General features: G+C 44.9%; 11 protein-coding genes and 3 pseudogenes. 6 read left to right on the top strand and 8 right to left on the bottom strand.

From position 1 onward, the window contains the following. Positions 1-6: 6 nt before the first annotated feature. Positions 7-844: pseudogene (locus DXE31_RS02225) on the bottom strand (carbon-nitrogen hydrolase family protein). Positions 845-850: 6 nt separating this feature from the next. Continuing rightward, entirely contained in the window at positions 851-5,020 is a 4,170-nt protein-coding gene (locus DXE31_RS02220) for a YhdP family protein (protein WP_174222255.1), read from the bottom strand. Positions 5,021-5,099: 79 nt separating this feature from the next. Between DXE31_RS02220 and glnE the strand changes: the two genes are divergently transcribed. Continuing rightward, positions 5,100-7,913: a bifunctional [glutamate--ammonia ligase]-adenylyl-L-tyrosine phosphorylase/[glutamate--ammonia-ligase] adenylyltransferase gene (gene glnE, locus DXE31_RS02215; protein WP_114697662.1), complete on the top strand. Its 2,814-nt coding sequence runs from the start codon at positions 5,100-5,102 to the stop codon at positions 7,911-7,913. On the opposite strand, the gene recN is transcribed toward glnE, so the two are convergent. Further along, positions 7,888-9,624: a DNA repair protein RecN gene (gene recN, locus DXE31_RS02210; RefSeq protein WP_114697661.1), complete on the bottom strand. Its 1,737-nt coding sequence runs from the start codon at positions 9,622-9,624 to the stop codon at positions 7,888-7,890. The genes glnE and recN overlap by 26 nt on opposite strands. Positions 9,625-9,650: 26 nt before the next feature. Next, a complete protein-coding gene (locus tag DXE31_RS02205; protein ID WP_231969295.1) occupies positions 9,651-10,556 on the bottom strand; it encodes an NAD kinase in 906 nt (301 codons plus the stop codon). Positions 10,557-10,593: 37 nt separating this feature from the next. Here DXE31_RS02205 and hrcA point away from each other — a divergent pair. From hrcA to dnaJ, 5 genes and pseudogenes are all read left to right on the top strand, one after another. Beyond that, positions 10,594-11,581: pseudogene (hrcA, locus tag DXE31_RS02200) on the top strand (heat-inducible transcriptional repressor HrcA). Between the two features lie 64 nt (positions 11,582-11,645). After that, entirely contained in the window at positions 11,646-12,740 is a 1,095-nt protein-coding gene (hemH, locus tag DXE31_RS02195; RefSeq protein ID WP_114697659.1) for a ferrochelatase, read from the top strand. Positions 12,741-12,806: 66 nt separating this feature from the next. Next, a complete protein-coding gene (grpE, locus tag DXE31_RS02190) occupies positions 12,807-13,364 on the top strand; it encodes a nucleotide exchange factor GrpE (protein ID WP_114697658.1) in 558 nt (185 codons plus the stop codon). 162 nt (positions 13,365-13,526) lie between these two features. Next, entirely contained in the window at positions 13,527-15,437 is a 1,911-nt protein-coding gene (gene dnaK / locus DXE31_RS02185; protein ID WP_114697657.1) for a molecular chaperone DnaK, read from the top strand. 100 nt (positions 15,438-15,537) lie between these two features. Next, the gene (gene dnaJ, locus DXE31_RS02180) at positions 15,538-16,659 is read left to right on the top strand and encodes a molecular chaperone DnaJ (protein WP_114697656.1); all 1,122 of its coding nucleotides are present in this window, start codon (positions 15,538-15,540) and stop codon (positions 16,657-16,659) included. Positions 16,660-16,685: 26 nt separating this feature from the next. Here the strand turns inward: dnaJ and panB are convergent. From panB to DXE31_RS02160, 4 genes and pseudogenes are all read right to left on the bottom strand, one after another. Next, positions 16,686-17,501, bottom strand: a pseudogene (gene panB, locus DXE31_RS02175) (3-methyl-2-oxobutanoate hydroxymethyltransferase). Between the two features lie 117 nt (positions 17,502-17,618). Beyond that, positions 17,619-18,047 carry a 2-amino-4-hydroxy-6-hydroxymethyldihydropteridine diphosphokinase gene (gene folK, locus DXE31_RS02170; protein ID WP_197712103.1) on the bottom strand — a complete coding sequence of 143 codons (429 nt, stop codon included), beginning with the start codon at positions 18,045-18,047 and terminating at the stop codon, positions 17,619-17,621. A 53-nt stretch (positions 18,048-18,100) separates the two neighbouring features. Then, positions 18,101-19,504 carry a polynucleotide adenylyltransferase PcnB gene (gene pcnB, locus DXE31_RS02165; protein WP_114697655.1) on the bottom strand — a complete coding sequence of 468 codons (1,404 nt, stop codon included), beginning with the start codon at positions 19,502-19,504 and terminating at the stop codon, positions 18,101-18,103. Next, on the bottom strand, positions 19,501-20,181 hold the full coding sequence (locus DXE31_RS02160; RefSeq protein WP_114697654.1) for a histidinol-phosphatase: 681 nt from the start codon (positions 20,179-20,181) through the stop codon (positions 19,501-19,503). The genes pcnB and DXE31_RS02160 overlap by 4 nt, the downstream gene beginning before the upstream one ends. Positions 20,182-20,185: the final 4 nt, after the last annotated feature.

Below are 20,185 nucleotides of genomic sequence, written 5' to 3'. Positions count from 1 at the left end.
CTTTCTTTAAAGCTTGCGATGTGCAAGCGCTGGTAACTTAAGAGCGTACCTCGTTTAATTTATCTTTGCACAAAGTTCCGAAAATAAATCCTTCACCCTCTGGTATCTTATCTAGGATAGCGCCCCATGGATCAATCAGCATGCTGTTTCCTCAAGTTCGGCGTAGATTTTGATGTTTACCACCCTGCGCTGATGCTAATACATAGCATTGGTTTTCAATCGCCCGTGCGCGCAGCAGAATTTCCCAATGATCTTTACTGGTTGTGTAAGTAAATGCTGCCGGGATGATATGGCAATCAACCTGACCAATGGCTCGGTATAACTCAGGAAACCGCAGGTCATAATAAATACTTAAACCAAATATCCAATCGATATCATTTAAGGAGATTTTCAGTAGCCCTGGCTCCTCGCCCGATTCAATTGTTTCAGATTCTTTGTAACGCTCGGTTGCTGTTTGAAAGCCAAATAAGCGCATTTTGTCGTAACGAGAAATTGACTGTCCGGAAGGGTCAAAGACGAGGGTGATGTTGAGAACCTTATTGGGATCTTTTGCCTCTAGAGGAATGGTGTCTGCTACTAAGAACAGATTATTGGCTTTTGCAATATCCGAGAGTTGTTCTTGAATAGGGTCATTACCAAATGTTTCTCGGGCACGAACTTTGTCGGTATCCTTTAGTAGGCCTATTAAGCAAAAATATTCTGGCAGTACGACCAACTTTACACTCTCTGCAGCTGCTGCAGTAATGAGTCTGCTAGCTGTGGAAAGGTTTTCTCGTAAATCAGGAGTGGATACCATCTGAATCGAGGTAAGCTTAAGGTCAACTGGATTGACTGTCGCGCTCATGATGATTTAGTTTGAGGTTTTATTGGGTGTGCTGGAGTTGCTTGGATTGTTTTGCGTACCCGAGCTCGGAATTGTTGGCTTGCTCTGCTCTTTAAGCAAATCTTTGCTGCGAATCGTTTCTAAAGTTTTAGCGTCAATCGGCTGACCCTTTTGATCGAGAGGAATCACCTCTGGATTGTCCCAGGAACCTTGAACTAAATAGTCAGACTGAAGGTTGCGATTAATCTGACTCGTAATAAGGTACTGTCCTATTAATGCGCCAAGGCCCACGATGGGGTTTATCGCAAATGCAGCAAGAGAACCAGCGGTAGCATCAATGGTAGGAAAGATCGTGATGCGTAAATCTTGAGTTTGCTTAGGAATATTAATTTGTCCAGTCATTGCTACTCGTGCTTGATCTAGTTCCATGGTGAATAGCTTTGTCTGTGCCTCACCTAAGTTGAGATCAAATGATGCATCAATAGAATTGAAAGGAGTACCTTTAGTCACAATATTGCCAAGACTACCTTGAAGATCAAGCGTGGCAAATCTAAAAAGGCTTTGTAAGCTCAAGACATCGAGTAGTTTTGCTCCGCTAGTATTGACTTCTAATAGACGCCCTTTTTCAAGATTAAGACTTGCCTTACCTGTCAGAGTCTCATATTTTGGTCCAAAAGGTGTGCCGCCCCATTCTACTGAACTAGTCAATTTACCTTTGCCACCTTCTGCAGATTTTTGGCCTGTCCAATGACTAATAATTTTGCCGGCATCTTTAATGTCTAATGAGAAATTGAGGTTTGTATGTGCTGACTGGTTTTTGGTGCCTCCTATCCAACTCCCTTCTAAGATCGAGCTTCCTTGAGGATTATTAAATTGGATTGAATCTATTGTGAGCGTGTTGCCAATGGTTCTGGATTTAACTTTTACTTGTCCTAATTGGACTTTATCCCAGCTAAAGTCATCAATGATGAGATCGATACTGGGTATTAAATTTGGTTCAAGCTTGCTTTTGACCAATGGCGTTTTTGCAGCGGTCTTAGTGGGTATTGCAGCAATCTTTACTGCTTCGGGCACTTTAAGGCGAGCTAACCTGCCACTGATTTGACCATTAGGCGGAGACTGACTGGCTGATTCATACTGAATATTGCCGGTGATTTGAGGGGATCCCCTTAAGCGAAATTGCCATGCAGAATTTTTATTATTTCCGCTGAGATTGAAGTCTTGCCAAATGCGGTCAAATAAAGTGAGCTGTTTTACCTGCGCTGAAATCTGAATGCTATTAGAACTCAAAGAATTAGAGCTTGATGCAGAGCTAGGTGCAGGTTTCTTTTTATTTTGGCTATTTAGAAAATCTTGCCAACTATCGAGATCTAATTCATTCCTTGCAAGATTGAGTTGAAGACCCTGTTGCGGCAGGGTGGTTGGGGTACCAATACCTATAGCATGACGTAGAGTGTCATCTCCTGCCAATTCTCCTTGAATATAGTAGTTATCCCCAATCTTTCCATTCCAGGAGAAGCGATTGAGATTCCCTTTATTTTTGGCAAAGGTTTTTAAGGTGAGCATTCCTGACAGAGGAGTGCCCATTTGTTTTGCTAGGGGTGCTGGGGCATTGCTTGCCCAATCTTTCATGTTAATTTTTAACTTGGTTTCGCTGTTGCCATTATTGAAGTGAATGGCTCCTTCATATTTTGCTGCGCCACTCATCGCTTGCAATATCGGGAGCGTCTGGACTGCAGGATCATTTGCAAAGTAATCCTTAATAAAACTAGCAGAGATATCGCCTGAAATATTAAAGGCATGGCTGCTCTGTTTAGGTGTGGCACTGGTAATCTGGATCGCACCTCCTAAAAAGTTGGCTGTCACGTCCTCAAATTCTGGATTGACATCAGTAATGCGAATTTTGCCTTTGAGGTTTTCAAAAGGGGGTAATTCGGCCCACTGAAGTTTATTACCAGGAAAGCTTAATTTGAGATCAGTTTCGGTATCCCCATTCCCGGTGAGAGGAATCTTGAGATTTAGACCAAGGTCGGTTGGACCAGTAATTTTTAAGTTTCGCTCCAGAGCAATGTGTTTTTTGCCAACTGGTGATGCAAATAAATAGTCTAGAAATTGTGGAGCATCACCTTGAGCATTTCCATTGACTGAGAGGATGAGTTGCTTTGCGCTAACGCTAGGAATTTCTGCATGAACCTTACTTAAATTCACTCGCTTATAGCTTGCCTGATCAATATCAACAGTAAGTTTGGCGTTTTGCATATTAATTACGCCAGTAACCATATTGAATGGAGACCAGACGCCTTGCGAAGAAGATGGCGTCGGTGCTGGGCTGAAAGTTGCCCCTGAGATCGGAAGATTAAGTGAAAACTCTCCTGTGCCAGTCTTTGGAAAAGGCACCTCATTAGGATCGCCTTTGATATGAAGGTTACCTTTCTTGATAACCCCCCCATCAAAAGCTTTACTTAAATAGATTTTAGCATCGGCTCCCATGCCAACGGGTAGATAGCGATAGGCAGTTTTGAGGTTGGCCTGAGAACAATCCATATCCAGACTCATATAGTCTGGATTTTTACCCTCACCAATGATGTAATTGAGACTGAGGGTTGTCGTAATTTCAGGATTCATCATTGCTAATTTCTTAGCATTGATAACCCAATTTCCCTTTGGTTTAGACCACGAAATTTGTCCGCTAGCCTGATTCAAATGAATTTTAGGATCTACCAATAAATCATTCACTTCGACTTGGAGATCCTTAGACTGAATCGAGAAGCTACCTTTATTTTGATCGGCTGTAATAAACCCAGAGAGCTTGGAAACCGAAGGCATTGATTTATTGATACCCACAAAACTCAAGTCAATCAATTTGGCACTTACCGTAAAGGCTAATTTGTTTGATTTAAACCATCCGCCAGGAATATTTAAGGCAGATAATGGCGATTTACACTCAAACCAGTTGATATCTAAATCTTGTAATTCACCATCTGCTTGCGATGCTTGAATCCATTGATGCACTTTTTTAGAGAGCGGTAAAGTGAGAGCAAACAATGCGACATCTTGTACCAAAATTTTAGGAGAAGAAAATCCAAATTCCTTAATTTCCCCATCATCTGCTGGTGGTCTCCAGCGGAAAGTCATTGGACTTAAATTTTCTAAAGGGGTGGACTTTGAACTTTCTGTATCGCGCCAGGCAAAGGTCTTAGTGGTTACGGATATCATTCCACCATCTGTCTCAAGCGCAAGCTTGGTTTCCAATCTACCTAAGGCGATTGCATCTTCATTCTTGGAGAGTTGAATGGTTAAATTATCGACTGCAAGATCAACTTCTTCGCCATCAGGCTTGCCATTATCTAATCTTAATTTTCCATGTGAGCTCAACACCCCCTCTAATGTATTCAGGGGAATGTCAAACGCAGTGGCGATCTGGCTGAGTTGAAGCTCATTGAGTGTCCATGTAATCGTTCCAATCCAGTCTCGCCAATTTCCTGCTTGGCCACCTAAATGGTGAGCTAAATTAATTTCTACAGAGAGCGGTCCCTTAGTCCATGGAGTGGTGGCGCCGATTGATCCTGTATGACTGCGAATGCCGTTATTCAAAGATAAGCTTTGAATATCTACAGAGGTAATTGCTTTCTTTTTGAGTTGATCATCCCAAAATAATTTTACGTTGTTAATGCGAATTTCATTTTGCGCAAAAAGCCAATTCTCAGCAGAAAAGTCATTTGATTTGCCATCTATCAATAATCCTGCAATGGTGACGACTCCATTATTATTTCTTTGGGCATGAATCTCGGCGCCTTCAATGTTCAGCTCGTGGAAATAAGGCGATAGATGATAAAAAGAAGACCAACTTAATTGCCCATTAATTTTTTGAATACTTAAAAGCGAATTTGTCTTTTCGGGGCTATTGAAGCGTAATCCTTCAATTTCAAAATTGGGTCTGATGCCAGTCCATGAAACGTGTAGAGAGTCCATGGAAACTTCGACACCAATACGGGCGCTCAATAAGCTCTCAACAGAGGCTTTAGACTTCTCGATTTGTGGCCATAGAATAAAACGGACAGCGATGTGCCCCAAGACAAACAGAGCAAAAACCACCCCAGCCAAAATGAGCGCGCACTTCCGCCAGGCTCCGCCTGAGCCCTGAAGTCGTTTAGTAAACACACTCTTGAGACGAGGCGGGGTGATATTCTGCAGCATGACCCCTATTATCCGTCACCCTTGAGTTGATCGCCAAGAATCTAGGCCGAGGTTTCCGGGGTCGGATTAAAATGAAAGGATGGATCAATTTTCCCAGCAAATTGATTTTTTAGAGCGCAATTCCACTTATGCACGGCGTTGGCTTGGGGCACAGCCAGAATGGCTGGTTTGGCTGCGTACTCACGGACCTAAAGGCATTGATCTGCAGGGTATTCGAAATTTATTGGAAGAGTGTGAAGTTGGTCGGCATGATGGCGATCAGGACGAAGCCCCATGGATGGCAAAGTTACGCTTGGCAAGACAACGATTAATGTTGTGGGTTGCCTTTCGAGATTTAAATGGAATGGCAGACCTAAAAGAGGTAACCCACGCTCTAAGCTATTTTGCTGAATTGGCGGTTTCTGCTTCTATTGCTTATGTGAGGGAGGATCTCAACAACCGTTTTGGTTTACCCTGGAGTCAGACTACCCAGTCAGAAATGCCGCTGATGGTTGTCGGCATGGGCAAGTTGGGTGGTCTAGAACTCAATCTCTCATCTGATATCGATTTAATCTTTTTGTATGAGCATGAGGGTGAAACTGCTGGCGGTCCAAAGAGCCTCTCGAATCATGAGTGGTTTACTAGGATGGGTAAGCGTGTCATTAAACTACTGGCTGAGCATGATGCAAATGGCTTTGTATTTCGAGTAGATATGCGCTTGCGTCCCAATGGGGATTCTGGTCCGCTGGTGTGTAGTCTGGATATGCTCGAAGAGTACTTACTCATTCAAGGTAGAGAGTGGGAGCGCTACGCTTGGATTAAAGGTAGATTGATTGCGCCTTTACCAGATACACCCGACTTTGTGCATTGTCAAAAAGAGCTTGGGCAACTGATCCGTCCATTTGTATTTCGTCGACATTTAGATTATGGAGTCATCGCCTCTATTCGAGAGTTGCACGCACAAATACAAACAGCAGCAGAAAAAAGATCTTCGGGTCATCACAGTCGTTCACGTGATGTGAAGTTAGGACGCGGCGGGATTCGAGAAATTGAATTCTTGGCGCAAATGTTCCAGTTGATGAGGGGTGGTACTGATTCGCGATTCAGAGTCCGTCCTACCTTAGAGGTATTGGAGTTAATTAAAGATTTTGGAATTCTGCCCGCAGACGAGGTGGGCTCATTGCAAGCCGCTTATGTTTATTTAAGACGTCTTGAGCATCGTCTACAAGTTTGGGATGACCAGCAAACACATTACCTGCCTGATGATGAAGAAACGCGTTTGCGCTTGGCAAAAACAATGCAAGATAAAGATGCCGCAACGGCTTCATTTATGGCTGAGTTAGATCGCCATCAAAATCAAGTTGCCCAACTTTTTGATACAGCATTTTTATTGGATGATAGTAAGCGACTTGAAATTGCTCCATTGGCATCTGATTGGTCTCCCGACCAATCCTTTTTCCCCACTTCTCATACTCGGTGGCAGGCTTGGATAGATGGCCCAAAACAAAAACTACTACCTGAAAAAAGCCGTTTAATTTTTGATAATTTAATGTGTAAAGCGGCAGCGCGTTTACACAGCGATGGATCTACCTCTGAGCATGCGGATCAAACATTGTTGCGTTTCTTCGATCTACTCGAGGCAATAGCGAGGCGTAGCGCTTATCTCTCTATCCTAGTTGAGTACCCTAGAGCCTTGTCTAATGTCCTAGAGTTACTTAAAGCATCTCAATGGGGAGCTCAGTATTTAACGCGTCATCCTCATTTGCTGGATTATTTATTAAATTCTCAAACTGAAAGGGCATTAATTGAGGATCCAGATCAATATTGGTCTGAAGTTCGATGTACTCTTAATATGCGGTTAGATGATGTGATGGCAGAGGACGATGGCTCCGAGCAAGCAATGGATATTTTACGAGTCACTCATCAAAATGAAACTTTTATTACACTGCTCACTGATCTTGGGATTGGTGTTCAACAAGCGCTACCAGTAGAGCGGGTGAGTGATCATTTATCCGCCTTGGCCGATTTAATTTTGCAGATCACTTTTGAACGTATCTGGCCTAATGTTGCACAAAAGTTCGACTTTCCAGTTAGCGAAATTCCTCGATTTGCTGTCATTGCTTATGGCAAGTTAGGCGGGAAAGAATTAGGTTACGCCTCAGATCTGGATATTATCTTTTTATATCAGGCATCAGAGACTGATTACGCCGCTCAAGAGGTATATGCATTGCTTGCTAAGCGCATGATTCACTGGCTTACTGCATTTACCTCAACTGGAAGTTTATTTGAAATAGATACGCGTCTACGTCCTAATGGTTCAGCTGGTTTCTTGGTGACTAATGTGGATGCTTTTAAAAAATACCAACTTCGCGAGGGTGACAATGCTGCTTGGGTTTGGGAGTACCAAGCTCTTACCCGCGCACGCTTCTCCGCTGGCAATCCAAATGTTGGGGCCTTTTTTGATGGGGTGCGTTCTGAAGTGTTGAGTCAGCAGCGCAATATTGATCAGCTTCGGGCGGAAATCTTGGAGATGCGCCGCAAGGTGCATACAGGACATCCCAATGGCAATATGGAGTTTGACCTGAAATACAATGCTGGCGGCATGGTAGATATTGAATTCATTGTCCAGTTTTTGGTTTTAGCTTACGCACATCAATTTCCTGGACTCATTGGAAACCTCGGCAATATTGCGCTTCTTCATATTGCTAGCGAGATGAGTCTCATTACAAAGGAGGCGGCCCAATCTGTAGGTGATGCCTATCGATTGCTCAGATCACGTCAACACCGCTTGCGTTTGGATGGTGCCGAAAAGACTCGTATTCTTTTAGACAGTGAGCCTGATTTGATTGCTGCAAGGAAAGCTGTACAAACACTCTGGTTGGAGATATTTAAGGCGCCTTCTGACGCTGATTGACACTTATCTCAGTGTTGGCTTTACTTATTACAGAAAGTATTGAATTTTGCTCTAATAATTCTCGTGCATGACGACGAGTGGTTTCCGTAATTGTAGTGCCACCAAGCATGCGAGCAACTTCCTCAACCCGTTCAGTGTGACCTAAAATTTGAACCTGTGACACTGTCTTCTTATCATTTTGAGATTTGTTAACTTTGAAGTGTTGGTTTCCTTGGGCCGCTACTTGTGGCAGATGGGTCACGCATAAGATTTGATGGGATAGTCCTAATTGATGCAATAGTTTGCCAACTGTTTCAGCAACTGCACCACCAATGCCGGCGTCTACTTCGTCAAAAATGAGTGTTGGCGTCAATGATGCTTTGCTAGTAATGACGCTAATGGCCAAGCTAATTCGGGCTAATTCCCCGCCTGAGGCTACTTTAGCGAGCGAGCGGGGAGTGCTTCCAGCATGACCTGCAACCAAAAATTCGATTTGTTCTAGACCATATGATGCGCCTTCGTTGAGTGGCACGAGAGCAATCTCAAGGCAGCCACCAGCCATAGATAGTTCTTGCATCGCTTTAGTTACTAAGTGACTAAGTTCCATCGCAGCTTTGCTCCGCTTTTGCGAGAGTTGTTTTGCGAGCTTTAAATAGATCGATTCTTCTTGCTGTACTTGTTGTCTGAGAGCCTCAATATTCTGAGAGGCCGTCAGAGCATCTAAGCGTGCAGATGTCTCTTGAAGAAGCTGCACTAATGCTTCAGGCTCGGTGCGGTATTTGCGAGCTACGGTGTGAATAGCTTGCATACGCTCTTCGACTTGGGCAAGGCGAGTGGGATCTAAATCAAGCTTTTGTAAATAACGATTGAGTCCATGAATAGCTTCATCGAGCTGAATAGTTGCGGATTCGAATGATTGACTCACATCGCTAAGACTTGGATCAAGCTCTGCTAATGATCTGATATTGCTAGATATTTTAGATAATGTAGATTCTAGGGAATTATCGGCCTTACTCAATATCTCGATAGATTCTTGACATCCGCCAATCAGTTTTGCCCCATTTGCTAAACGTGCATGTTCGCTTTGAAGGTTGATCCACTCGCCTTCCTGTGGAGAAAGTTCATTCAATTCTTCTAGCTGCCATTTAAGATGTTCTCGCTCACGTTCAATATCTTGCCCAGCATTTTCTGCCTGTTGAAGCCGACGACGTGAATTTACTAGGGACTTGAATGCTTGAGCAACTTCAGTCGCCAACGGTAATAGGCCCGCATGACGATCAAGTAGCTCCCGTTGAGCGCCACCTTTCAGCAAAAGCTGATGTGCGTGTTGACCATGAATATCGACTAGTTGATCGCCTGCTTCACGTAATTGGGTCAATGTAGCAATGCGTCCATTGATAAATGCGCGGCTGCGTCCATTGGTCTCGACTGTTCTTTTCAGAAGCAGACTCTGACCATCATCCTCAAGTGGAAACCCTTGTTCATCAAGCCATTGGCTTAAGGATTTAGCCTGCTCTGATTCGATGCGGAAGAGGGCTGATATTTCGGCGCGATTCGAGCCTTCGCGAATTTGACTGCTATCTGCCCGCTCACCAAGAACAAGGCTGAGCGCGTCCAAGAGGATGGATTTGCCTGCACCAGTTTCTCCGGTCAGCACAGTGAAGCCGCTTGAGAAATCTAACTCAAGCTGATCAACAATGACAAAATCACGAAGTAAGATGGTTTGAAGCATGTATTAGCGTAGCAAAAAATTCGATATCAGAATGTCGATGGATACTCATTCCAGTGCAGTTTCTCGCGTAAGGTTTTGTAGTCGCTATGACTGCGAGGATGCAATAGGGTGATCGTTTTTTGGGATTGACGTACTTCAATCCTGTCACCCGTTTGTAAGTCGGTTTGGGATTGCATATCAAAATTGATGATGACCTCTCGTCCATCTACAACCTCAATAATCGTTAATGAGTCTTCGGGCAAAACAATTGGACGATTAGAAAGAGAGTGCGGCGCAATTGGAGCAAGCAAGATTCCAGCAACGCGTGGATGCAGAATCGGGCCGCCAGCTGAAAGAGCATAAGCAGTCGAGCCAGTGGGGGTCGATACGATTAATCCATCTGAGCGCTGGTTGTACATGAACGAGCCATTGACGTGCACTGCTAATTCAACCATCCCAGAAATTCCTGAGCGATTCACCACAACATCATTGAGTGCCAAGGCGTGATTAATTTCTACGCCATTGCGAATGACCACCGCATCCAATAAGGTGCGAGTGTCCGCTTCATATTCTCCAGCAAGAATTTTAGGAAGAATGACCTGAACAGACTGAATCGGAATGTCAGTCATGTAGCCTAGACGCCCCATATTGATACCCACTAGGGGTACATCATTACCAGCAAGTTGACGACCAATTCCTAGTATTGTGCCGTCGCCACCAAGAACCACCACCAAATCAATGGCACCCGCAAAATCATCCGCAGTTTTAATGGAAAACTCTTGTAACCCTAAATGTTGGGCGGTAGCAGCCTCTAAAAACACCTCACAGCCCAGACCCCTTAAGAGCTTTGAAAGATCATTTAGGCGCTTTTCGATACCAGCCGCCTGGTATTTGCCGACAAGTGCAACCCGGCTAAATGCCTTTTTGCTGGAATTTGGGGAGGGGCTTAACACATAACGATTAAACCATAGGCATAAAATCCCTTCCACCATGGAAGAACGTTCCCGCGCCCTTTTAAAAACCCTCATCGAGCGCTATATCGAGGAGGGCCAGCCTATTGGCTCGCGTACCCTGTCTCGATATTCTGGTTGAGACCTCTCGGCAGCCACCATTCGGAATGTGATGACTGATCTCGAGGATATAGGTTTAGTAACTAGCCCGCATACCTCCGCTGGCCGTATTCCTACGCCACGGGGCTATCGTTTATTCGTAGATACCATGGTGACTGTCCGCCCCTTGGAGAAAATAGCCGCTAGAGAAGTTGAAAAAGGCCTTTTGCCTGACTCTCCCCAGCGAGTATTGACCTTGGCAGCTCAGATTTTGTCTAACTTGACCCATTTTGCTGGGGTGGTGATGACGCCAAAGCGTGCTCAAGTTTTTAAACATATTGAATTCCTGCGTTTGGGTGAAGGCAAGATTTTGCTCATCATGGTGGCTCCAGAGGGCAATATGCAGAATCGAATCCTGCCTACTACGCAAGACTGCTCACCAAGCCAACTCATTGAGGTGGGTAATTTTATTAAGACCCATTTCGCAGGTACAAGTTTTGATCAAGTGCGGTCGCATCGCAAATCTGATATAGACAACTTACGCGCAGATATCTCTGGATTAATGGCCCTGGCTCTGCAAAGCGGTCTTTCTGATTACGCTATGGGTAGAGGCGATATGATTTTGTCTGGAGAGCGTCGCTTACTAAATGTTGGTGATTTAAGCTCTAACTTGGATAAGTTGCGCAAAATGTTTGACATGCTGGAGCAAAAATCAGTTTTGATGCAGTTACTCGATGTTTCAAGTCATGCAGATGGAGTACAGATTTTCATTGGGGGTGAAAGTGATTTGCTGCCTTATGAGGATCTTGCTGTAATTAGCGCTCCTACAAGTGTTGGCGGTCAGATTGTCGGAACACTGGGCGTCATAGACGCCCACACGTATGGACGATGATCGGGTGATTCCCATTGTCGACATTACCTCTAAATGACTTTCCGGCGCCTTGAGCTCATCAGAGCCCACCTATTTATTTCAATTATTAGAGACAATCCATCTTGAATCAGAACCCACACTTACGCGCCTCCAAAACCGCAGTTTTATTGCTGAACTTAGGCACGCCATCAGCACCAAGACCAAAAGCGGTACGTGCTTACTTAAAAGATTTTCTCTCTGATCCGCGTGTGGTTGAAATTCCTCGTTTCATCTGGTGGTTTATTTTGAACGGCATTATTTTGCCCATTCGTAGTAGTGCTTCTGCTAAAAAATATGCCATTATTTGGCTGCCAAAGTTAGGCTCTCCATTGATGCATTACTCACGCTTACAAGCTAAAGATCTTGGTGAGAAATTCGCCAATGAAGGTCATACGGTCTTGGTTGATTTGGCTATGCGTTATGGAGATCCATCTACGCAATCTGTTCTTGAGGGCCTGAAGGCTCAAGGTATGGAGCGTTTGCTGTTACTACCTTTGTACCCCCAGTACTCTGCAACAACCACTGCCTCTAGTTTTGACGAAGTATTCAGGGTTTTGAAAAGTTGGCGCGATCAACCTGAGTTGCGCTTGGTAAAGCACTATCACGATAATTCTGCTTATATTGCAGCGCTACGTGATCAGGTTCTTGCTAGCTGGGATAGTGAGAGCCGACCTGATTTTGCCAAGGGTGATCGCTTTGTGATGGCTTTTCATGGCTTGCCTAAGCGTAATCTGATGAAGGGCGATCCCTATCATTGTGAGTGTTTGAAGACAGGACGCTTATTAGGTGAGTCATTAGGTTTAGAGCCAGGGCAATATCTTGTGACTTTTCAGTCGCGCTTTGGTAAAACCGAGTGGTTGAAGCCATATACCGCATCCACGATTGAAAAGTTGGCTAAAGAAGGTTGTCAACGCATCGACATTTTTTGTCCTGGTTTCCCCGCTGACTGTCTAGAGACCTTAGAAGAAATCGCAATGGAGGCCCGCGAAATTTTTTTGGAGCATGGTGGAAAAGATTATCGGTACATCCTCTGCTTGAATAGTAATCCCAAGTGGATCGATGCCCTGAGTGCTATTGCCCATCATCATTTACAAGGCTGGGCTTTGGGTGTGGAATCTGAGCCTGAATTAGCAAAGCGTCATGAGAGGGCCCAGTTAGCTGAGAGGAATCAGGGTTGAAATAGAATGAATTGGTTCCATATTGCAAAGTAATAATGATCTTCATAGAAAAGTAAGAGAGCACCCATGACACAAGAAAATCAAAATCCATCCTCGGAGCAGGAGGACCTATCCATCGATCCAGGCGCTACGGATGCGGCTGCAACAAATTCAGAGTCCGCAGCTAAAACTCCGGAGCAAGAGATTGCCGAACTCAATCAAAGGATTGGTGAGTTACAAGATAATTTTTTACGCGCTAAGGCTGAGGGAGAAAATATTCGACGTCGTGCAGTTGAAGATGTCGCCAAAGCCCATAAATTCGCGATTGAAAGCTTTGCAGAGCACTTAGTTCCGGTAACCGATAGTCTTTACGCTGCATTGAGTACGGATGCTGGCGATGCCAAGGCCTTCAAAGAGGGCTTGGAAATTACCCTCAAGCAATTGTTATCTGCTTTTGAAAAGGGTCGCATGACAGAAATTCACCCAGCTGTGGGCGATAAATTTGACCCCCATCACCACCAAGCTATTGCTTCTGTGCCTGCCGAGCAAGAGCCCAATACCGTGGTTTCAGTTTTGCAAAAGGGGTACACCGTTGCGGATCGGGTTTTGAGACCTGCTTTGGTTACGGTCAGTGCCCCTAAATAAGTTCGCTATCTGGGTGTAGAACCCCAAAAAAGCCATTAAAAGGCATAAAAAAGGCAGAAATCTGCCTTTTTTGCCCTTGAAATCCTATTTGTAGACCCCATTTAATGGGTATCGAAATATGCATCAACGTACAAAACAGCAACTTAATTTTTTGGAGTAATTATGGGAAAGATTATCGGTATCGACTTAGGAACCACGAATTCATGCGTTTCAGTCGTTGAAAACAATGCGCCTAAAGTTGTCGAGAATGCTGAAGGCGCTCGCACAACTCCTTCCATCATCGCCTACGTCGAAGATGGCGAAGTGTTAGTTGGCGCACCTGCAAAGCGTCAATCAGTAACTAATCCTAAAAACACAATTTACGCAGTGAAACGTTTGATGGGTCGCAAGTTTGAAGATCCAGAAGTGCAAAAGGATATCTCTTTGATGCCTTATGTAATTATTAAAGCGGATAATGGTGACGCTTGGGTTGAAGCACGCGATAAGAAAATGGCACCACAGCAAGTGTCTGCGGAAATTCTGCGCAAAATGAAGAAAACTGCTGAAGACTACCTTGGCGAAGAAGTGACAGAGGCAGTCATTACTGTGCCTGCTTACTTTAACGATAGCCAACGTCAAGCAACTAAAGATGCCGGTCGTATTGCCGGTTTAGATGTGAAGCGCATCATCAACGAGCCAACTGCTGCTGCATTAGCGTTTGGCTTAGACAAGCAAGACAAGGTCGATCGTAAGATTGCCGTCTATGACTTAGGCGGCGGTACATTTGATGTCTCTATCATTGAGATAGCTAACGTTGATGGTGAAAAGCAGTTTGAAGTGCTTTCTACTAACGGTGATACCTTCTTGGGTGGTGAAGACTTTGACCAACGCATCATTGATTGGATCATTGCCGAGTTTAAGAAAGAGCAAGGCGTTGACTTGAGTAAAGATGTCTTGGCATTGCAGCGTCTTAAAGATGCTGCAGAAAAAGCCAAGATTGAGTTGTCATCTGCCCAACAAACGGAAATCAACTTGCCTTATGTGACCGCTGACGCTAGTGGTCCTAAGCATTTAAACTTAAAGTTAACTCGTGCCAAATTAGAGTCTTTAGTTGAAGAGTTGATTAACCGCACTGCCGGTCCTTGCTTAACTGCAATTAAAGATGCAGGTGTCAATGTGGCTGATATCGACGACGTAATTTTGGTCGGTGGCCAAACCCGCATGCCTGCAGTTCAGGACAAAGTAAAAGAAATCTTTGGTAAAGAGCCTCGTAAGGACGTTAACCCTGATGAGGCTGTGGCTGTTGGTGCTGCAATTCAAGGCTCTGTCTTGTCTGGCGATCGTAAAGACGTGTTGCTTTTAGACGTTACCCCGTTGTCATTGGGGATCGAGACTCTTGGCGGCGTGATGACCAAGATGATTCCAAAGAACACCACGATTCCTACGAAGCACTCACAGGTTTATTCCACTGCGGAAGATAATCAGCCTGCGGTAACGATTAAATGCTATCAAGGTGAGCGAGAGATGGCTGCTGCAAATAAACTGCTTGGTGAATTTAACCTCGAAGGTATTGCCCCAGCGCAGCGTGGTATGCCACAAATTGAAGTGACTTTTGATATCGATGCCAACGGCATTTTGCATGTAACAGCAAAAGATAAAACCACTGGTAAAGAGAACAAGATCACCATAAAGGCAAATTCTGGTTTGACAGAAGAAGAAATTCAGCGCATGGTAAAGGATGCTGAAGCAAATGCTGCCGAGGATAAGAAAGCACTTGAGTTGGTGACTGCACGCAATACTGCAGACGCCTTGGCCCACTCCACTAAGAAAGCCTTGGAGGAGCATGGTGCCAACTTAGAAGTTTCTGAAAAAGAGGCGATTGAGGCTGCCCTCAAAGGGTTGGATGAAGCAATCAAAGGCAGTGACAAAGCGGCCATTGAAGCCAAGACAGAAGCATTAGGTAAAGCTAGTCAGAAGCTAGGCGAAAAAGTTATGGCTGCTGAGCAAGCTAAAGCAGGTGGCTCACCTAGTGGGGCTGCTCCTGATGCGGATGTGGTCGATGCTGACTTTAAAGAAGTGGATGATAAGAAGTAATTCTGAAATCAGACATTCAGTAACACAGTTTTGATGTATTTAAATAACAAGTCGGCCTCGTGCTGACTTGTGTCATTCAGGTAGTTGAGAGGAATAGGCTGTGCCTAAAAGTAAACGCGATTTTTATAAAGTGCTTGGTGTATCAAAAGGAGCCAGCGAGGCAGAGCTAAAAAAAGCCTATCGTAAGTTGGCAATGAAGTACCACCCTGATCGCAATCCCGATAGCAAAACGGCTGAAGCCCAATTTAAAGAGGCCAAAGAGGCTTATGAAACACTGACTGATCCCAATAAACGAGCTGCTTATGATCAGTATGGTCACGCTGGTGTAGATCCAGCGATGGGTGGCGGTTTTGGTGCTGGCGGATTTGCCGACGCCTTTGGCGATATCTTTGGCGATATCTTCGGTCAAGGCGGCGGCCGGCATTCAGGTCCGCAAGTCTATAAAGGCGCTGATTTGCGCTATAACATGGAGATCACCTTAGAGCAAGCCGCTGAAGATTATACAACTCAGATTCGCGTCCCTAGTTGGAGTAATTGCAAGCCATGCCATGGAACTGGTGCAGAGCCAGGAACTAAAGCAGAAACATGTACCACTTGTAGTGGACATGGTCAGGTACGTGTTCAACAAGGCTTCTTTTCTATGCAGCAGACTTGTCCAAAGTGCCGTGGTACTGGTGAGTACATTCCGAAGCCATGTAAAAGCTGTCATGGTACCGGTAAGCATAAAGAGCAAAAAATCCTTGAGATTAAGATACCAGCAGGTATTGACGATGGTATGCGCGTACGTTCAGTCGGCAATGGGGAGCCTGGAATTAACGGCGGACCATCAGGCGATCTTTATGTTGAAGTACGAGTGAAGCCACACAAAGTATTTGAGCGCGACGGTAGTGATTTGCATGTGCAAATGCCAATCTCTTTTGCAACTGCAACCATCGGTGGTGATATTGAGGTGCCCACCCTTCAAGGTCGGGTTGAATTTCCTATTCCCGAGGGAACTCAGACTGGTAAGACTTTCCGTTTGCGCAATAAGGGCATTAAGGGTTTGCGTTCTGCTTTGGTGGGAGATCTCTTTGTGCATGTGCTCGTTGAGACTCCTGTGAAGCTCACTGATGAGCAAAAGAATCTACTTCAAACATTTGATGATAGTTTGAAGTCTGGGAGCGACAAACATAGCCCTCAGCAAAAAGGTTGGTTTGACGGCGTAAAGAGTTTCTTTAGTTAAAAAGAAAATGGGGAGCAGGCTTTTCATTAGCCTGCAAACCCGTGCTCTGGTCCGGGGAATTTTCCGGACTTCACTGCGCGCACATAAGCCTTAGTAGGCGCTTCAATCGAATGAAGCGCCATCCATACAGTTTTTAACAAACTTAGGTGCCTTGTCTGGACTTATTCCCAGCATATCCTGTCAAACCAATGCCAGTCCTGAACAATCTGGGACGGCACCAATTCTAATGGTTGGAATATGAAGCTCGGCAGTAATTTTTTCACCGAGCAGATAGGGAATTGCTTCGAGCACCACCATCTGAGCGCCAGCTGCTTGACAAGCGAGAGCTTGCTCGAGCATGACGCTTGCAGCATCCTTGGATTTCCTTTGGACTTTATATACCCACCCAACACATGAACCGATTGGGGCAATAGGCCCAAGTGTGCGCAGACAGGAACACTACGTTCTACTAGATATTGAATGACATCAACCTGCCAGTCGCCACCGCCTGACCATATCAGCCTCTGCACGCATCAGCAATACGGAAGATTCCAGGGCTTGCACTGGATCGCCATAACTTGCGAATGAAAGGTCTGCGATAACAAACGCATGAGTATTGGCACGAGCAACGCATTCGGTGTGTGATATGTCATCTGCTCAATGGTGACTGGTGTTGTGCTGGAATGCCCTTGAATCACATTTCCTAGTGAGTCACCAATCAAAATGGTCTCAACACCACAGTGATTTAGAAGTGCTGACATAGTGGAGTCATATACGGTCAGCATACAAATCTTTTCACCCTCAGCATGTATTGCGAGGAGCTTGGTAATCGTGATTGGCTTATCGCCCTGTAAGTAACCCATGGCGAGAGTTTAATGAATTAATGAGCCGATTGGCTATAAGTGGCTTTCCCCCGCAATTACAGTTCCTGCAGGCGAGCTTTTCGATTCTTTGGTGGGCAACGTTAGGTAAATAAGTCTTTAATTCGCCCCGGTTAGGTAGGAGGATGTCGGGGGCGAGTTCCAGTAGTGGTAGTAGCACAAATGAACGCTCGATAATCTTGGGGAGGGAGGGAGCATCAGTTCAGTCTCGTTTTGAGTCACTCCCTCGAAGGAGAAGATATCAAGATCAAGAGTTATTGGTGCATTTGTATAGGACCGCTCACATCCACATTCTTTCTCAATCGCCTGGCAAACATGAAGAAGGCCGTCAGGGCTCAGTTCGGTCTCTATTTCAATCACAGCGTTGATATAGTTTCCACCAGCGGCATCGATGGGTGCGCTTTGATGCAAATAGCTTTTAGCCAGAATTTGCAGTTCAGAGCGAAGTGCTAAACAAACAATGGCATCAGTAATAAGCTGACGCGTATCGCCAATGTTGCCGCCAAATCCAATATATGCCTGTACCATAGGTTTCCAAACTAGAGATTGAAACTACTTTCCTGAAATTTCTCTAAGTCTGCTTAACCTGCTTCACTTTCTGGGGGAAAGGTGGATTTAGGTTTTCTGCGGCGCTGTCTTTTTGCTGGACTCGGGCTATTGTCGGATTCATTTTTAGCACTAGCCATGAGCTCGTTTTGCCCTGCTGGATCAGCTGCAATGAAATTCGTCCACCATTGACCGATAGCAGGGTTTAGTTCACCCGTAGTAGTGCAGCGTAGCAGCATAAAGTCATAGCCTGCTCTAAAGCGAGGAGATTCGATAAGGCGATAGGGATAACGACCCACACGTCTTTCAAAGCGGGGTTGCATGGACCATATCTCACGCATATCACTTTCAAAGCGTCGTTGAATTGTCATGCCACTACTTTGTGTGGCAATCGTGTCGTCCATCGCGTCCTGAAGTGCTGGAATATTAGCCATACCTTTGCTAGAGTTGGCCTTCCAATTCTTTAATAAATCAGGCCAAAGCAAGGTGGCAAATAAAAATCCAGCTGAGACACTTTTGCCAGATTGAATACGATCATCGATATGAGCCAAAGCAAGTTTTACAAAATTGTTAGCGCCTTTAGAGTCTTCTCCTCCATCCACAATATGATCGAGTAACGGCAGTAGGCCATGATGGAGCCCAGCTTTCTGTAAAGCTTGAATAGCGGCCCAAGAGTATCCTGACATTAATAACTTCAGAAGTTCATCAAAAAGTCTGGCTGGTGGAACATCGTTTAGAAGGGTTCCCAATTTTGCGATAGGCTCTCGTGTGGCAGGGTCTAATTCGAAGCCAGTTTTGGCTGAGAAACGCACCGCTCTTAGCATGCGAACAGGGTCTTCACGATAGCGTTTGGCCGGATCATCAATCATGCGCAAAGTTTTCTTTTGCATATCTGCCATGCCGCCGTGATAGTCTAAGACGGTTTCTGAGGAAGGGTCGTAATACATGGCGTTGATAGTGAAATCACGTCTAGCCGCATCTTCACCCTGTGAGCCCCAGACGTTATCTCGCAAAATTCGGCCACTCTCAGCAACGTGATCACCTGCGTTCTCTAATAAACCCCTGAAAGTAGATACTTCAATGATTTCAGGGTGACCTTTGCCAAAAAAGGTCACATGCACAATCTGAAAGCGACGCCCAATAAGTCGCGCCTTACGAAATAGTCTTTGAACTTGATCGGGTGTGGCATTAGTCGCAACATCAAAATCTTTTGGACTTATGCCAAGAGCAAGGTCTCTGACCGCACCTCCAACAATAAAGGCCTCATAACCAGCTTGTTGCAAAGTATGGGTTACTTTGACTGCGTTCTTAGAGAGTAAGTTTGGGTCAATACGATGCGATTTTTTTGGAATCCGTTTTGGAGCCCCAGTGTGGTTGGCCTGCGTATGCTTGATCATGGGGTCGCGCCGCAAAATACGCTTGATAAATTTGGTGATCATGCAAACAATTCAAGAATGGGCCAGTTACGCCGCAGAGTTTCGTTGCGCAGACGATCATCCGGATTGGTAGCGACAGGATGACTGACTTTTTCAAGCAAAGGCAGATCGTTCATTGAGTCAGAGTAAAAATAGCTGTAGGGTAAGGCATCAAATGATAGGTTTTGAGATGCTAACCAGTTATGTAGATTTTGAATCTTGCCTTCCCTGAAGTTGGGAATGCCTTTGACTTCACCGGTATAGTTGGCCAAGTGTTGGTTATCGATAGTGGCTGGCTCGGTGGCAATCAAATGTTCTATGCCAAAACTCTCAACGATCGGGCGTGTTACAAAGCTATTGGTAGCTGTAATAACGCAGCACAGATCCCCAGCATCCTGATGACGTTTTACTAGATCCAAAGCTTCTTGTCGCAGTTGTCCATGAATCACTTCTTTCATAAAAGCGTCATGCCATTCTTTCAGTTGCGCTCGGGAATGTTCAGAAAGTGGTTTTAAGGCGAAGCGTAAAAACTCATGAATATCTAACTTACCATCTTTATAGTCTTGATAGAAACGTTCATTTTTTCTTGCGTAGTAATCGCCATCAACAAGGCCAATGCGAGCCAAAAATTGGCCCCATTCGTAGTCGCTATCGCAGGGCAAAAGGGTATTGTCTAAATCGAAAAGAGCTAACTGGGTCACAAGT

It is taken from the genome of Polynucleobacter necessarius, assembly GCF_900095185.1.
In the GTDB taxonomy this organism is placed as follows: domain Bacteria; phylum Pseudomonadota; class Gammaproteobacteria; order Burkholderiales; family Burkholderiaceae; genus Polynucleobacter.
Note: the sequence above shows the minus strand (reverse complement) of the source record. Positions and strands in the feature narration are given on the sequence as shown.

Excerpts from the sequence above, each read along its gene's own strand:
- DXE31_RS02220 (WP_174222255.1), bottom strand. The coding sequence starts at position 5,020 with ATGCTGCAGAATATCACCCCGCCTCGTCTCAAGAGTGTGTTTACTAAA.
- glnE (WP_114697662.1), top strand. The coding sequence starts at position 5,100 with ATGGATCAATTTTCCCAGCAAATTGATTTTTTAGAGCGCAATTCCACT.
- recN (WP_114697661.1), bottom strand. The coding sequence starts at position 9,624 with ATGCTTCAAACCATCTTACTTCGTGATTTTGTCATTGTTGATCAGCTT.
- grpE (WP_114697658.1), top strand. The coding sequence starts at position 12,807 with ATGACACAAGAAAATCAAAATCCATCCTCGGAGCAGGAGGACCTATCC.
- dnaK (WP_114697657.1), top strand. The coding sequence starts at position 13,527 with ATGGGAAAGATTATCGGTATCGACTTAGGAACCACGAATTCATGCGTT.
- folK (WP_197712103.1), bottom strand. The coding sequence starts at position 18,047 with ATGGTACAGGCATATATTGGATTTGGCGGCAACATTGGCGATACGCGT.
- pcnB (WP_114697655.1), bottom strand. The coding sequence starts at position 19,504 with ATGATCACCAAATTTATCAAGCGTATTTTGCGGCGCGACCCCATGATC.